A 15,806-nucleotide genomic window follows, 5' to 3' on the forward strand; every position below is an offset into this window, starting at 1 on the left:
GCGCGGTGGCTCAGGGCAGGCTCAGTTCCGCGAACGAGGAGATCCAGTGATGCGGGGGACGTGGGGGATTCGGTTCACCAGGACGGTGGACACCGGTCACCGACCAGCCCGCGGTGACGGCGGCATCGAGTTCGTCGGGATGGTCGGACAAGAACAGGATGCGATCGGCGGGGGTGCCGATGGCGCTCGCGATCTTTTCATAGGAGGCGGGTTCGCGTTTCGGGCCCGCGCTGGACAGGTCGAAGTAGCCGCTGATCAGTGCGGTCAGCTCGCCGCCGCGGGCGAAGGTGAACCAATCCTGTTGGTTGCGTACCGATCCCGAGGAATAGACATAGAGCCGCAGACCGGCGGCGTGCCAGGCGGCGAGGGCGGGCGCGACGTCCGGGAAGAACTCCCCGTGTAGTGCGCCGTTGCGGAAGCCCTCGGCGCAGATGATGCCCTGTGCCGCCTTGAGCGGTTCGGCCTTCACATCGGAGCCGAGCCAGTCGCGCAGGATCGCGGCGATCTCGTCGGTGTCGGCATCGGGGCGGTCGGCGAGTTCGCGGGTGGCCACGATAATGGGAGCGGCCGCGGCCGTGCGGTTTTCGGCCAGCCATTCGGGCAGGCGGGCGCGGGTGTAGCCGTAGAGATCCTCGCGTACCGAACTTGTCGGGCTGGTCGTGCCCTCGATATCGATTACTACGGTGGCGATCACGGGGCCGTCAGCAGCTGATCGAGGGTCGGGAAACCCGCACTGATGGGGTCACCGGTGAAATCGCCGACCCACCCGTCTGCCTCTTCGAAGAAGCGGATGGCGATGAAGTCGGGGCGGGTGCCCATATCGAACCAGTGCAGGGTCCCCGCGGGGACCGAAAGCAGGTCCCCGCCTTCGCATACCGCCGCCACGACCTCGTCACCCAGATGCAGGTAGAAGCAGCCGCGGCCGGCCGCGAAGAACCGCACCTCGTCCTCGGCGTGCCGATGCTCGTTCAGGAACTTCTCGCGCGCGCCCTCGGCGATCCGCGGCCACTCCGGATTCGTGTCGTCGGGGTGGATGCGGGCGATATCGATATGCTTGTAGCGCCCGGAGGCATTGAGTTCGGCCACGCGGTCGTCGTATTCGGCGAGCAGTTCGTCCGAGGCGGTCTCGGTGGCGCTGTCCAGCACCGGCCAGCGGTCGAAAGTTATACCGCGGGCTGCCAATTCGGCGCCGATCACCGCATCGTCGGTGGTGCGCAGCAGTACCTTGTCGGCATCGTCGGCGGCCATAACCTGCAACAGCGTCATGATGTCAGTCCAATCTCGAGGATCTCGTTCGGATTGCGCGCTGATCGTTTCGAGCGACCTGCAAGCAATCGCTAGCGGTGAAGGCCTGCCGACGGCCGGTGCGGGACACCAGCTCACACAGGGCTTCGAGGCATTCGGCGCGGTCGCGTGCCTGGGAAAGATTGTCTCCCCATGTCGTGATCCCGTGTCCCGCGATGGCCAATACCGGTGCGGCGGTAGGATTTTCGAGCAGATAGGCCTCGATATCCGCGCCGATGCGCGCGACGTCGGGCCAGTTCGGGAAGACCGGTAGTTCGAGGACGGCCGGATAGGTGCCGTCCGGCTGCTCGGCCACCAGACCTTTGATGAGTTCGTAGTCGGTGATCCGCAGGATGGTCAATGCGTCGGGGGACCCGGAGCGGGTCGCGGCGGCCGTCGCGTAGGGCGGATGGATGTGGACAACGGCTGTGGCACTGGTGGTTCGGTACACCGCCGTGTGAATTGTGGTCTCCGCCGAAGGCTTTCGTCGCTGATCCGGTGTCGGCGCGGAGTCGGCGATGCGGACGGTCACCATATCCGCGTCGGTCAGTTCGCCCTTGGACAAACCGCTGCCGGTGATCACCGCGGTAGCGCCGGTGCGCACCGAGATATTGCCCGCCGTGCCCGGCATCCAACCGCGTCCGTACATCTCGCGTGCGATATCGGCGATGGCCGCACCTTCGGCATTCGCGCCGTACACGACACCCAGTTCGGTGACCACCGCCGTCACCAACTCCGCGGGCGTCACATCGAAGGCCGGATTGAAAGCCTCGGTATCGACGGGAGCCGTTGTGACACCGCCGAATCCGGTCACCTCGGCGGTGGCCCGCTGTTCGACGACGATATCCGCACCGGTCGCCATCTTCGGATCACGCGTCGACTCCGGCGCCACCACGATGAACGGAATGCCGTGGTGGTGGGCTGCGATGGCGAGGCCATAGGTGCCGATCTTGTTCGCGACATCGCCATTGGCGGTCACCCGGTCCGCGCCGACCAGCACACAGTCCACCTGACCGGTCGCCATCGCCCACGCGGCGGCGGAATCGATGGTGAGCCGATGGGGTATGCCCGCCTCGGCCAGTTCCCAGGCCGTCAGCCGGGCGCCCTGCAATAGCGGCCGGGTCTCGTCGACCAGGACATTCTCGATCGCGCCGCGCTCCGACAGCACCCGCATCGCCCCGATCGCGGTGCCGAAGGCGCTGGTCGCCAGCCGCCCGGTATTGCAATGCGTGAGCACTCGCAGCGGCCGGTCCGGGCAGAGCCGCTGCACCAGATCGGCGGCATGGGTCGCGGCGGTCCGGTTTACCCGGCCGTCCTCGGCCAGCATGGCCAGGGTTTCGGCGAGTACCGCATCCGCGCCGAGCGGCACCTTGGTCAGCACCCGCCGCACCGCCCAGGCCAGATTGACCGCGGTGGGCCGGGCATCCGCGATCCGCTGGGCATCGGCCTCGGCCCCCGCCACATCCATGAGACCGTCGGTGGTGTGCGCGGCGGTGGCGATGACCACGCCGAACGCACCGGCGATGCCGATCGCGGGCGCACCGCGGATGGCCAGGGTCTTGATGGCGTCGATCACCTGGTCGACCGTGCTGAGCCGCAGCTCGCGCACCTCGTGCGGCAGTTCGCGCTGGTCGATGGTGACCAGCGCACCGTCGTCCCAGATCAGGGAACTGTCGTTCATCAGGTGCATCCTTCGGTCGGGCAGAGCGGGGTGTTGTCCCTGGTCAACGGTATCGGACGGGCGGTGCCGCCGGAAATCCGCACCGCATGTGCAACCGGCTCATTCCGCGACGAACTCCGCCTCGCGTTCGACCGCCTCGATCCTCTGCTGTGGCACCTGGCGCATCAGCCACGACCGCGCGGTGGTCCACCAGGTCGCCGACCGCGTCGTGGTCCCACGTGAGGGTGCCGTCGTCGAAACCGGACCCGTCGCCGAGGTATTCGCCCCCCGGGCCGACTACACACACGCAACCTCCTGGAAGCAGTTCGGCAACGGACGAGTCGAAATGATCGCTTGTGCACGGGAGTCGCTGTTCGACTCGCTTCTATGCGCACGCAGAATTTTCTGCGGCAAAAGATAACTCGCCGGGCGTGGCCATCGGCGGTGTAATTCGAACCATGTGTGACCCGTTCGAAAGGGCGCGTCAAGCTTTTATGAATGATCGGCTGGAATGTATTGCCGTGAATAGTTTCCCAACGGCTGGCGAACCCGGAGACGGGGCGTAGCGAACCGGGCTGCGCACAAGCGGGCCGCCGGCTCACGTAGAGAACCGGCGGCCCGTTTCAGATCAGTGCTGTCCGGGTCGGCGCTGCTCAGCGCCTCGCCGTTCCGAGCTCGGCTCCCGCCGCTGCTCGTCACGGTCGCGATCGCTCATCGATCCGGATCGGTTCATGCCCTGGTCCTGGCGCTGCTGTTGCTGCTGCCGTTCCATCTGCTTGGGCATTTTCTTAGGCGCCTTCTTCGACTTTTCAGCCATCTCCACTCGGTCCTTTCCGAAGTGATGTTGGATTCGCCTAACCACCCCACAATAGCGAGCGGACATCATCAGTGGAAGAAGAACATCGATTATTTACGCCGGGAGCGGGAGGAATTCGACGAGGTCGTCGTCGGTGGCCTCGGCGGGGACGATGACCAGGCCGTCACGGTCGACGAGGCCGCCCAGATGGGTGGTACGGATCTGCGGATCGCCGAGCCAACCGCCGTATGGGGCGAGCCGAGCCGGGACGATGCGGGTAGCGGGTCCGGAGATCGCGCTCGCATTGCGCAGTGGCCCGATCAGCGGTCGCAGCGGATGGCTGCCGGTTCGGCCCTCGACGACCGCGGGGGACAGCGCCATAAGTATCGCCACGGCCGCGAATGGGTTTCCTGGTAGGCCGAGAACGGTTGTACCGCTCGATAATTCGGCGACCACAGTGGAGCCGCCCGGGCGCAATTTCAATCGGTGCACCAGGATTCGAGCTTCGGCACGCGCGATCGCCCCACGCAGTTGATCCGCCGCGCCGCCACCGGTCGCGCCGACGATGACCAGCAGATCGCAATCGTCCGCCGCGCCGAGCACCTCGTCGAAGCCGCGCGGGGTATCGCGCAGGTGTACCCGGTCGATCGCGCGAATTCCATACCAGGAAAGCACATCCGGCAGAATCGGTCCGATCGAGTCGCGGGTCTGACCGGTCTGCAGCGGGCCGGTGCTGCGGATCTCGTCACCGGTCATGATGATCCGGGCCCGCACCGGGCCACGCACCATCGCCTCGGTCACTTCCACACTGGCCGCGGCGGAGATCAGCCCGGCCGTGACCGGTGTGCCCTCGGGCGCGACGAGATCGCCCGGTGCCCGGTCCTCGCCGCGACGGCGAATATCGTTGCGCAGCGGGGAATCCTCGTGCTGGTAAAGCATTTCATCGTTTTCGATCCGCGCGTATTCGTCACGGAGCACCCGCGTGGTGCCGTCCGGCACATGTGCACCGGTAGCGATCCGCACCGCCTCACCGGGTAACAGCCCGACCGGCCGCCGGCCGCCCGCGAACCCGATATCGCGCCGCAGACGCCATGGTCCGTCACCGGCGACCGCGTATCCGTCCATGGCGGAGACATCGAAGCGCGGCAGTGCTCCGACGGCCGTCAGCGGCGCGGCGAGGGTCGCACCGCGCACGGAAGCCAGTTCGGCCCGGTACTCGGTGAGTCGAGAGATGTTGGTACGCAGGACATCCCGTGCCTCGTCGAGTGGCAGCGGCGTTGTGGGAACCGCGGCCGCCGGTGCGGGACGAGGCGCACCGACGGTACCGGCGTCCCAGGCCATCCTGGCGCTTCGCACCTGCTCCTCGGTATCGCAATCGGCGATACCGGGCATGGCGACGGTGATCGTATCGGCCGGTATCAGCGCCTTCATCGGCTGATTGATCAGCGAATCCAGCCGCGCCAGCGCCTGCGCCAGCGCCGTCCGTCGCCACACTCCGATCAGATACTGCGGCCGACCGGATTCATCGGCTGCGAAGACCGCGTCCGCCCCGGATTCGGTGCCGCGCCGGATCAGCTCGGTCACCGTCGTCTGCGACAGGAACGGCAGATCCGCCGCGAGCACCACCACCAGTGGCGCGGCGGTCGGGCCGAGCGCGCGCAATCCGGCTCCAACCGCGGCGACCGGACCCGAACCCGGCGGCACCTCGCGCACCTGCGCGATCCGCACGTCCAATTCGGGCCGATGCGGTCCGACCACCACGGTCCGCGCACACGGCGCCACCGCGGCCAACGCCGCATCGAGCATGGATCGACCACCGATGATGACGGCGGGCTTATCGACGCCCCCCATGCGGCTGGCGCGTCCGCCCGCGAGCACGATCGCGTCGGCGGTGGTCACCGGTCAGCGCCTGGCGCGAGAGAGGGCATGGCCGACATGCTAATTCGTCGGCTGTACAGATCCGGGGAGGGCGGTCTGGTTCCAGTGGTCGCAGGCCTAGAGCGTCGAATAGTCCGGCGCCGGTCGGTGCAGGCAGAACTCGTTCGTCTCCGGATCGGCGAGGACCACCCCGGGCGTGCCGTCGGCATCGACCTGGGTTGCGCCCGCCGCGCGCAGTCGAGCCACCTCGGCGGCCGGATCGTCGGCGGGAAAGGACACCAGGTCCAGACGCAGTCGATTGCGGCCGCCCTGCACATCCGGCGTCTGGACGAACTCCAGCCATGCTCCGAGCCCCGTCGCCGAGCGCAGCCCGGCCACCCGCGTGCCGCCGTAGGCGATCGGCCAGCCGGAGGCGGTGGACCAGAACTCGGCCAGCCGCGCCGGATCGTGCGTATCGATCACGATGGCGGCGACCGCTCCGGTATCCACGTACTCCTCGCGCGGCTCCAGCACGCAGAACTCGTTGCCCTCCGGATCGGCGAGCACCACCCACGGCACCGTGCCCTGGCCGATATCGACGGGCCGGGCGCCCAGCGCCAGTGCGCGGTCCACCTGCGCCCGCTGATGATCGAGCGAGCGACTGGCCAGATCCAGATGCATCCGGTTCTTACAGTCCTTGGCGCGCGCCTCGGGCCGGAAGGTCAGGGCCAGATCGTGGCCGTCCGGATCGGGCGCCGCCACATCGACCTGGTCGCAACGATCGATCGTCACCGCCCAGCCGAGCAACTCGGCCCAGAAATCCGCGACGAACCGGGGCCGGTCGGCATCGAAGACGACACACGCCAGGCGGGTGGACATGCTTCAACGTTAACCGCCGATCGACGGCGGCGTGGCCGTTTACGGCAGCGGAAAACGCGCGGCGCGCAGGTCGACTCGGCCGTCGCGGACCGGTACGCCCTCGGCGGCCAGTAGGCGCAATTGACGATCGGCCAGATGCGCGGCGGGCTTGCCGCCCGCGCCGATCACCCGATGCCATGGCAGATCGGCGGAGTCGGTGCGCATGATCCAGCCGACCGTGCGCGGGGTGGACAATCCGGCCGCCGCGGCGATATCGCCGTAGGTGACGACGCGGCCCGCGGGCACGGTCGCGACCAGCGCGCGTACCCGCTCGACCTCGGCATCGGTGGTGGCCATCCGACTACAGCACCGATCGGATCAGCGCCGCGGTCTCGGCCGGCCGGGCCTGGGCGACCATATGGTCGCAGTCCCATTCGAGCACGGTGAGATTCGCGCCCAGGTGCGCGGTGAGGGCGGTCCGGAACTCCGGGGTGACGAAGGGCGGCACCACCTTCATGGCCTGCACCAGGATCGTCGGCAGGTCGACGGGCGGCAGCACGTAGTGCCGGGCCAGCTGACCCCAGTAGGAGTTGACGGCGGGCAGACTGATTCGCCAGCCGACCCGGCCGTCGGCGGTGGGCATCAGATGTTCGGTGAGTTCGGCATCGAGCAGGCGCGGCTCCACCTCGCCCCAGCCGGTCGCGATTTTGTCCTGGCGGGCGTGCTCGACGGTGTCGTAGTCCGGTGAGGCCAGGCTGGACAGCGCGATATCCATCAGGCGCTCGGGGTCCAGCGCGATCGCCGAATCGAGCAGGATCAGCTTGCGCACCAGGTGCGGATGCCGATGCACCAGGTGCAGTGCACACGCACCGCCGAAGGAGTGCGCGACGATGACCACCGGTTCGTCGCTTTCCGCGGTGAGCAATTCGACCAGATCCTCGACGATGGTCTCGAAGTTCCACGGCGGCAACGAGGTCGAGCGACCGTGTCCGCGCAGGTCGGGGGCGATGAGCCGGACCTCGGGCAGATGTCGGGTGGCCAGTTCCTCCCAGCGTTTGCCATGGCCGGTGACACCGTGCAGGGCCAGGACCTTCGGCCCGTCGGCGGGGCCGAATCGATACACATGGAGAGGCGACACAGGTCTCATATTGACGCATCTGGGGATCCGTCGCAGATCCAGGCGTGTGTCCGACCTCACCGATCGGTGAATCGCCCGCGTGGCGTGTCGGAGGTGTCTGTTGCAATAGCCCGCGTGGTGCGATCGGATAGCGCGGTGCGACTTGTTCGCCGGAATGTGGCGGCACCCCCGGCTCGGACCTGGGGTGCCGATGTCCGCGCGCTGTTCGATGCCGCGGCGACGGTCGGCCCGATCCGGCCGGACTGGCTGCCGTGGCAGGTGCTCGGCGGGCCGGGAACCGGTAAGACCGCACTGCTGATCGATCTGGCCGCCGAGCGCATCGCCGCGGGGGCCGACCCGGAATCGGTGCTGGTACTGACCCATTCGAAGCAGGCGGCGAGCACGCTGCGCGACGCCATAACCGCCCGGCTGACCGATCCCGATTCCACAGAGGGCGGGGTGCCCGGCGCCACCAGGGAACCGCTGGTGCGCACACTGCATTCCTACGCTTTCTCGGTGCTGCGCAGACATGCGAGCGCACACGGCAATCCGCCACCGCGTTTGCTGACCGGTGCCGAGCAGGATGCCGTGCTGCGTGAAATGCTGCGCGGCGATCTGATCGATATCGCGGCCGGGGCGAGCGGTCTGTGGCCGGAACGGCTGCAACCAGCGCTCGGCCTCGGTGGATTCGCCGAGCAGTTGCGCGATCTCATGCTGCGGGCCACCGAACGCGGCCTCGGACCCGAGGATCTGGTGCGGCTCGGCCGCGAGCACGGTCGGCCGGAATGGGTGGCGGCGGGCAAATTCGCGGTCCGCTACGAGCAGTCGATGCTATTGCGCTGGTCGGTCGGGGTGGAAGCGCCCGAGGCGACAGCGCCAGCGCTGGATGCGGCCGAACTCGTCGGAGCCGCGCTGGACGCGCTGGCCGGCGACGCCGATCTGCTTGCCGCGGAACGGAATCGGATCCGATACCTGCTGGTCGACGATGCCCAGCATCTGGATCCGCAGGCCGCGCTGCTGGTGCGAGTGATGGGTACGGCCGCGCATACGGCGGTCGTTGCGGGCGATCCGGATCAGGGTGTATTCGCCTTCCGCGGTGCGGATTCGCGCTTCGTCGCCGAACTCGCCGCGCCGGATGGACAGCGAATCATCCTGCGGGACAACCACCGATCGGGCGGCGCGGTGGAACTGGCGCTCGCGCGAATCGCGGCCAAGTTGCCCGGCAGTGCGCCACAACGCTTTTCGGCACTCGAGCACACGTCGGCACCGAAGGCCGACGACACCGAGGTGCGCGTGCGGGTACTGGCCACCCCGGCGAAGGAAGCCGCCCTGATCGCCGACCATTTGCGCCGCGCCCACCTCACCGATGGTGTGCCGTGGTCGCGCATGGCGGTGATCGTCCGCTCGGTGCCGTTGTCACTGGCTCCGCTGCGCCGCGCCCTATTGGCGGCCGGAGTGCCCATACAACAGCCCGCACTCGACGCGCCACTGGCCCGTCGGCGCGGCGCGGCCTGGATGCTGCTCGCACTGCGCGCCGTGCTCGCCGAGGATGCGCAGCGGCGCCGGCGTCGACGTTCGGCCGAGGCAATGTTCTCGGCCGAAGACGCATTGGATTTGCTCGCCGGACCGCTCGGTGGCGCCGATCAGATCACTCTGCGCCGGTTACGTCGCGGTATTCGCCGCAGTGTGCTGGAGTCCGCACGCAGCGAAATCAAGGCCGCACGGGCGCGTGCGAGTTCCGCGCTCGGTGATGAACCCTATTGGGCCGGTTTGCCTCCGGATGAGGAGGCGTTCGCGCCGGAAGACGAAGGCTTCGAGTCCGTGGACAGCTCCGAGCGGAATGTCACGACGACCGAACGGAATATCAGCCAAGTCGAGCGGATCACCGACGATGCCGATTGGTATGGCATCGAGCCGGAGTTCAGTAGCCGAGATTTGGAATGGCAGAGCGATCAGCCCGAACCGGAAGTCGACGATTCCGATGACCCCGAACACAGTGGTGCGACACCGCAACGCGCAGATGGCACTGAAGGGGGCGCGGATGACGACGCCGCGCGAAGCTTCGGTGACCCTGAACGGGGCACAGACCAGGCCGAACAGGGCGCAAATGGCTCGGAGCCGGCCGCCGACGAGGCGTGGCGGAGGGTGGATGGTGCCGAGTCGGACGCCGATGCAACCGGGCGGCGTTCGGAAGGCGTCGAGCGGGCCGCGGGCGAGGCCGAGCGGAACTCGCTGCGAACCGAACACGGGAGCACGGATGGTTCCGAACGGAGCAGCGGCGATCCGGAAGGGGACCCGACGGCATCCGAACCGGACGACAGCGATTCCCCATGGCGCGCCTATGTCGACAAATCCTCCGCGGAGGTGCTGCGTGACCTGTTGATCGGCCGCGCGGATCGTCGAATCATGGAGCGGCTCACCGATGTCGAGGCGGCGCCGCTGAAGCGGGTGTTCGACGCGCTCGACCGGGCCATGAAGACTCGTCGGCGCGGCGCCGGTCTCGAGGATGTGCTGTGGGCGCTGTGGACCGGGTCGAGGCTGGAGCGCCGGTGGGTGGCGCAGTCCGAACGCGGTGGCGCGGCGGGTATGCAGGCCGATCGCGATCTCGATGCGGCTGTCGGGTTATTCGATGCCGCCGCCGCTTACGTGGATCGGCTGCCCCGTGCGAGCATCGAGGGCTTTGTCGAATTCCTTGTGCAGCAGGAGATTCCGCACGACACCAGATCGCTGATCGCGGCGGGGGAGGCCGTCGCGCTGCTCAGCGCGCACGCGTCCGCGGGCCGGGAGTGGGATGTGGTCGCGATTGCCGCTGTGCAGGAAGGTATTTGGCCGAATCCGCTTCCGCGCGGCACCCTGCTGCAGACCGAGGACCTGGTCGACCTCACCGCCGGCATCGTCGACGCGGGTGTGGTGGTGAGCCGCGCGGCCCCGATCATGGCCGAGGAACGCAGACTGCTGCTGGTCGCGTGCAGCCGGGCGCGGCGCTCGCTGTTGGTCACCGCGGTGGAATCGGTATCGGGCGAACGCGATCTCGTACCCTCACGATTCCTCGCTGAACTCCTCGGCCACGACGACGACAGCGAACCCGGCGCGCTCCCGGTCGCCGACCCGGGCCGCGCCCTTGTCATGCATGCGCTGGTGGCGGAATTGCGAGGTGTCGTCTGCGATTCCGAGGCCGAACCGGAGCGCAGACGTCGCGCCGCCCACGAACTCGCCCGGCTGGCCCACGCCGGGGTGCCGGGTACACATCCCGACGAGTGGTATGGCACAGCCGATCTCAGCTCGTCGCGTTCCCTCTGGGATGACGACGAGACCGCGGTTGCCCTGTCTCCGTCCACCGTCGAGCTACTGCGCACCTGTCCGCTGCGCTGGGCGCTGGAACGTCACGGTGGCACCGATGGCGACAACCCCCACGCCGTCAAGGGCAATTTGGTGCACACCCTCGTCCAGGCATTGGCGGGCAAGGTGCCCGAATCGCAGGTTCGCGCCGCGCTGGATAAGGCATGGCAGGCCATCGATCCCGGCACCGGCTGGCATTCCCGTCAGGAACTGCGCCGCACCGAGACCATGCTGGAGACCTTCATGGCCTGGGTGCAGAACACCCGCGGTGAGCTGACCCAGGCCGGTGTGGAGGTCCCGGTCGACTGTGTACTGCCCGCGCGCACGGAAGACGAACCCGCCGTGCGGATTCGCGGCCGGGTCGACCGACTGGAGCGCGATGCCTTCGGCCGGTTCGTCATCGTCGATGTGAAGACCGGGAAGTCGCCGGTCACCAAGCAGGCCGCCGCCGACCACGCCCAGCTCGCCACCTACCAGGTGGCGGCCGCCGCGGGCGCGCTCGACATCACCGTGGACGATGCTGATTCCGCCACAGGGGAATCCGGCTCTGCCGAACCCGGCGGCGCACGACTGGTCTATGTCGCCAAGCCGAGCAGCAAAGAAGGCGCCACCCAGCGCATGCAGCCCGCGCTCGACGCCGAGGCACTCGACAAGTGGCGTGGCACGATTCATGATGCCGCGGCCGCAACCCAGGGCCCGAGCTACCTCGCCATGCGCAACGATGGCTGCAGGCACTGTTCGGTCGCGGGCAGCTGCCCTGTCCAGGACACCGGAAGGCAGGTGACCGACGAGTGAGTGGCGCCGTATCGCCGAACCGGCTCGCGGAGGCGCTCGGCCTGCCACCACCCACCGAGGAGCAGGCCGCGGTGATCGCGGCACCACCGGGACCGACGCTGGTCGTGGCCGGTGCGGGCGCGGGCAAAACCGAGACCATGGCCGCCCGGGTGGTGTGGATGGTCGCGAATCGTCTCGTCCTGCCCGACGAGGTTCTCGGCCTGACCTTCACCCGAAAAGCCGCTCAGCAGTTGACCTCCCGTATCCGCACCCGGCTGGCCCGGCTGGCCGGTTCACCGCTGCTGCGCGACCTCGATACCGGCGGTGAGCTGCGCACCCAACTCTCCGGCGCCGAACCCGAGATCAGCACCTACCACTCCTACGCGGGCCGCCTGCTCACCCAGCACGGCCTGCTGCTGCCCGTGGAACCCGCCGCGACGCTGCTGACCGAAACCCAGCTCTGGCAGCTCGCTCACCAGGTGGTCCGCAACTGGGACGGTGACCTCGATACCGATCGCACCCCGGTCTCGGTGACCGAGGCGGTGCTCGCGCTGTCCGGCCAACTCGCCGAACATCTGGTGGAACCCGAACAACTCGCCGAGGCCCACACCGAACTCGAAAAACTGGTCCACACCCTGCCCGCAGGTCCGCGCCAACGCGGCGGACCGAGTCAGGCCCTGCAGAACATCGTCCAGGTGCAGCGCGAACGCGTCGCGTTGCTGCCCCTGGTCAAACAGCTTGCCGAGGCCTTACGCCGCCGCGGCGCCCTGGATTTCGGCGCCCAGATGTCGCTGGCCGCCCGTCTCGCCGCCGAACATCCCGAGGTCGCCGCCGCCGAACGCGCCCGCTTCCGACTGGTCCTGCTCGACGAATACCAGGACACCGGTCACGCCCAACGGATCCTGCTGGCCGCGCTGTTCGGCGGCGTGTCCCCGCAACCGCACGCGAAGCGCGCACGAAAACCCGCGGATAATCCGAAGTCGAGCGAGGATACTGCGGATTCACCTGCTCCCCATGGCGATGCGGCGCGGGGGCATCAGTCGGATGCCGAGCAAGGTGCGACCAGCCGTCGCGAACAGCGTTTGGCAGTGACCGCGGTCGGTGACCCGATGCAATCGATCTACGGCTGGCGCGGCGCATCCGCCGCCAACCTGCCCAGGTTCGCCACCGATTTCCCCAGCGCCCCAGGCCTTCCCGCGCCGATCCTGCCACTGCTGACCAGCTGGCGGAACCCACCGCAGGCGCTTGCCCTGGCGAACCTGGTCGCCGAACCCTTGCGCCGCAATGCCATCGACAGCGGCGGGGTGACCGTCGACGCATTGCGCGCGAAACCCGATGCCGAACCGGGTGTAGTCGCGCTGGCACTCACCGAAACTGTTGCCGACGAACGGAATTGGGTGGCCGTCCGGATCGCCGCGGAATGGGCGGCCAAACGCGAAGCAGGGGAGCCGCCGCCGACCTCGGCGGTACTCGTACGACGCAATGCCGATGCGGCCCCACTCGCGGAAGCCCTGCGCGAACAAGGACTTCCGGTGGAAATCGTCGGCCTCGGCGGCCTGCTCGCCACCCCGGAGGTCGCCGATATCGTCGCGACGCTGCGGCTCGTCGCCGAACCCGGCGCGGGCAGCGCCGCCATGCGCATACTTACCGGTGCCCGCTGGCGCATCGGTGTCGCGGACCTCGCCGCGCTCGCCCGCCGTGCCAGGGATCTGTCGATCAGCCGTCTGCACGGCAATGAAGTCGATGAAATCACCGATTCGACCGCGCTGGCCGAGGCATTGCGCGAGGTGGCGCCCGAACCGGCCGAACAGGCCGGGCTGGCCGATGCGATCGCCGATCCGGGCCCGCAGGAACAGTATTCGGAGCCCGGATTCGAACGCATCCTCGCATTGGGCCGCGAACTCGCCGCGTTGCGTGAGCGCAGCGGTCAACCGCTCGCCGAACTGGTGGCGGACGTGGAACGCACCATCGGCGTAGGCGTGGAAACCCAAGCCCGCCGTGCCATGCTCGGCGCAGGCGCTGGGCGTGAACATCTGGACGCCTTCGCAGAGGTGGTCGCCGGCTATGCCAGCGATTCCGGCGCCTCGCTCGGCGGCCTGCTCGCGTTCTTCGCTGCCGCCGAATCCGTCGAGAACGGCCTGGAGCCAGGCGAAGTCGAGGTCGCACGGGACCGCGTCCAGGTGCTGACCGTGCACGCGGCCAAGGGCCTGGAATGGGAGATCGTCGCGGTGCCGCACGTGACCCGCGGCGTCTTCCCCTCCGGCGCGGCCGCGGGCACCTGGCTCGGCGCACTCGCCGAACTCCCCACCTCCCTGCGTGGTGACCGCAGAAAGGACGATGCCGCCGAGGGCGTCCCCGTACTCGACCTCTCCGACCTCTACGACCGAGCGGACCTGGAACGAGCGATCAAGTCCCACAAGGAATCCCTGGACCGCCGCCGCGTCGACGAGGACCGCCGCCTGTTCTACGTAGCCCTCACCAGAACCGAACGCGTCCTGTTCGTCTCCGCCCACCACTGGGCCGAAACCGGCACATCCCCGAAGGGGCCATCGGATTTCCTGTTGGAACTCAAACACGCCGGCGAGGCCCCCGACAGCCCGGCCAATGGCGCGGTCACCATCGACCGCTGGGACGATGCCCCCGACGTCGACGCCGTCAACCCCTTCACCGATAACCCCGCAACGGCCGAATGGCCCCGTGACCCCCTCGGCAACCGCCGCGACCCGATCGAACAGGGTGCGTCCCTGGTCCGCGCCGCCCTGGCCGAACTTGCGGCGCAACCGGTAGGCGTCACCAGCCCTCCGGCCCGACCTTCGGCCCGTGACAAGGCAACTGCCTCAGTCGATTTCGCGAACCGCGCGCCCCATGACATCGACATGGCACCGACTGTAGCCCCTGCCACCGACAACTTTGCCGCCCCGACAACAACGGCCGCTCGCGCCGATGGTCCCGCGCCGGCCGCACTGTCGGTCGATCCGTATGCCGACGTTCCCCCACCCGACTTTCCCGATGCACCCGCAGCGTTCTACGACTCGTACGAACCGCCCGCGAGCGCCCCTGGAGCGCACGGCCAGGACGAATCTCAGCTGTCCCCACCCGAGTTCGAACCGCATCCCGACGAATTCGAGCCGCATCCCGACGAATTCGAGCCGCATCCCGACGAACTCGAACCTCGCCCCGACGAGTTCGAGCCGCCCCTCAACGAGTTCGAGCCGCCCTTCGACGACTTAGCGCCCTTCGACGAATTCGAACCACCCCCAGACGAATTCGCCCCATCCACCTCCGACCCCACACCGTCCCGCAACCATTCCACCGCCCCCGACTCCGACGACCCCGACGGCTGGTCCGCCGACGTCGACGCCCTCCTCGCCGAATTCGAAGCCGACCAAGCCATCGCCCAGGAAGTCGAACTCCCCGGCCAGATCGCCGCAACCGCCCTCGTCGAAATGCGCGCCGACCCAGCCAAACTCGCCGCCCGCCTGCGCCGCCCACTGCCGTTCCCGCCGAATCCACTGGCCCGCCGCGGCACCGCCTTCCACGCCTGGGTGCAGCGCTGGTTCGCCGCCGACCGCCTGCTCGGCTTCGACGAACTGCCCGGCGCCGCCGACAAGACGGCCGCCGACGCGGGTCTGGACACCGAGCTGGTCACCATGCAGGAGTCCTTCCTCAACTCGCCGTGGGCGCATCGCAGCCCGCTCGAGGTGGAGATCCCCTTCGAAACTTCCATCGCGGGCACGGTGATCCGCGGCCGGATGGACGCGGTTTTCGCCGAGCCCGGCGGCGGCTGGATCGTGGTCGACTGGAAAACCGGCGCTGAACCCGCAGCCGCCGACGAGCCCGCGGTCGCCATGCAGCTGGCCGTCTACCGATTGGCCTGGGCCAGGTTGATGGCGGCGCGCGATCACGGCACCGAGGCGGAAATGCTCGAACGCATCGGCGCCGCATTCCATTACGTGCGCACCGGACGCACCATCGCCCCGGTCGAACTCCCCGGCCCGGACGAATTGGCCGAGCTGATCCGGAATGCGGCGCCGACGCCCCCGGAATAATCCAGAGATTCACCAAGCGTTCGCGTCGGCATCAAGCGTCGCCCCCGGGACCCGGTAGGCTGCCGTGCGTGC

The 15,806-nt window shown here is 68.4% G+C and carries 10 protein-coding genes; 2 read left to right on the plus strand and 8 right to left on the minus strand.

What is annotated here, in order from left to right; translation table 11 throughout:
- Positions 1-10: 10 nt before the first annotated feature.
- The 8 genes from mtnC to ACQPYR_RS08870 form a co-directional block, all read right to left on the minus strand.
- Positions 11-694 (minus strand): acireductone synthase, encoded by a 684-nt coding sequence (gene mtnC / locus ACQPYR_RS08835; RefSeq protein WP_433629795.1) that lies wholly within the window; start codon positions 692-694, stop codon positions 11-13.
- Positions 691-1,266 (minus strand): 1,2-dihydroxy-3-keto-5-methylthiopentene dioxygenase, encoded by a 576-nt coding sequence (locus tag ACQPYR_RS08840; protein ID WP_433629798.1) that lies wholly within the window; start codon positions 1,264-1,266, stop codon positions 691-693. Before ACQPYR_RS08840 ends, mtnC begins: the two co-directional genes overlap by 4 nt.
- Before the next feature lie 4 nt (positions 1,267-1,270).
- Positions 1,271-2,965, minus strand: a complete 1,695-nt coding sequence (gene mtnA, locus ACQPYR_RS08845; protein WP_433629801.1) for an S-methyl-5-thioribose-1-phosphate isomerase — start codon at positions 2,963-2,965, stop codon at positions 1,271-1,273.
- A gap of 607 nt (positions 2,966-3,572) precedes the next feature.
- Positions 3,573-3,761 carry a hypothetical protein gene (locus tag ACQPYR_RS08850; protein WP_157124294.1) on the minus strand — a complete coding sequence of 63 codons (189 nt, stop codon included), beginning with the start codon at positions 3,759-3,761 and terminating at the stop codon, positions 3,573-3,575.
- A 93-nt stretch (positions 3,762-3,854) separates the two neighbouring features.
- On the minus strand, positions 3,855-5,639 hold the full coding sequence (locus tag ACQPYR_RS08855) for an NTP transferase domain-containing protein (RefSeq protein WP_433629804.1): 1,785 nt from the start codon (positions 5,637-5,639) through the stop codon (positions 3,855-3,857).
- Between the two features lie 96 nt (positions 5,640-5,735).
- Entirely contained in the window at positions 5,736-6,476 is a 741-nt protein-coding gene (locus ACQPYR_RS08860; RefSeq protein WP_433629807.1) for a VOC family protein, read from the minus strand.
- A 39-nt stretch (positions 6,477-6,515) separates the two neighbouring features.
- Positions 6,516-6,812 carry an MGMT family protein gene (locus ACQPYR_RS08865; protein WP_433629810.1) on the minus strand — a complete coding sequence of 99 codons (297 nt, stop codon included), beginning with the start codon at positions 6,810-6,812 and terminating at the stop codon, positions 6,516-6,518.
- 4 nt (positions 6,813-6,816) lie between these two features.
- Positions 6,817-7,602: an alpha/beta fold hydrolase gene (locus tag ACQPYR_RS08870; protein WP_433629812.1), complete on the minus strand. Its 786-nt coding sequence runs from the start codon at positions 7,600-7,602 to the stop codon at positions 6,817-6,819.
- A 108-nt stretch (positions 7,603-7,710) separates the two neighbouring features.
- Between ACQPYR_RS08870 and ACQPYR_RS08875 the strand changes: the two genes are divergently transcribed.
- Together ACQPYR_RS08875 and ACQPYR_RS08880 are read left to right on the plus strand one after the other, a co-directional pair.
- Positions 7,711-11,706: a PD-(D/E)XK nuclease family protein gene (locus ACQPYR_RS08875; RefSeq protein ID WP_433635070.1), complete on the plus strand. Its 3,996-nt coding sequence runs from the start codon at positions 7,711-7,713 to the stop codon at positions 11,704-11,706.
- A complete protein-coding gene (locus ACQPYR_RS08880) occupies positions 11,703-15,734 on the plus strand; it encodes a UvrD-helicase domain-containing protein (RefSeq protein ID WP_433629815.1) in 4,032 nt (1,343 codons plus the stop codon). Before ACQPYR_RS08875 ends, ACQPYR_RS08880 begins: the two co-directional genes overlap by 4 nt.
- Positions 15,735-15,806: the final 72 nt, after the last annotated feature.

The organism is Nocardia sp. CA-120079, assembly GCF_050955745.1.
Lineage (GTDB): Bacteria > Actinomycetota > Actinomycetes > Mycobacteriales > Mycobacteriaceae > Nocardia.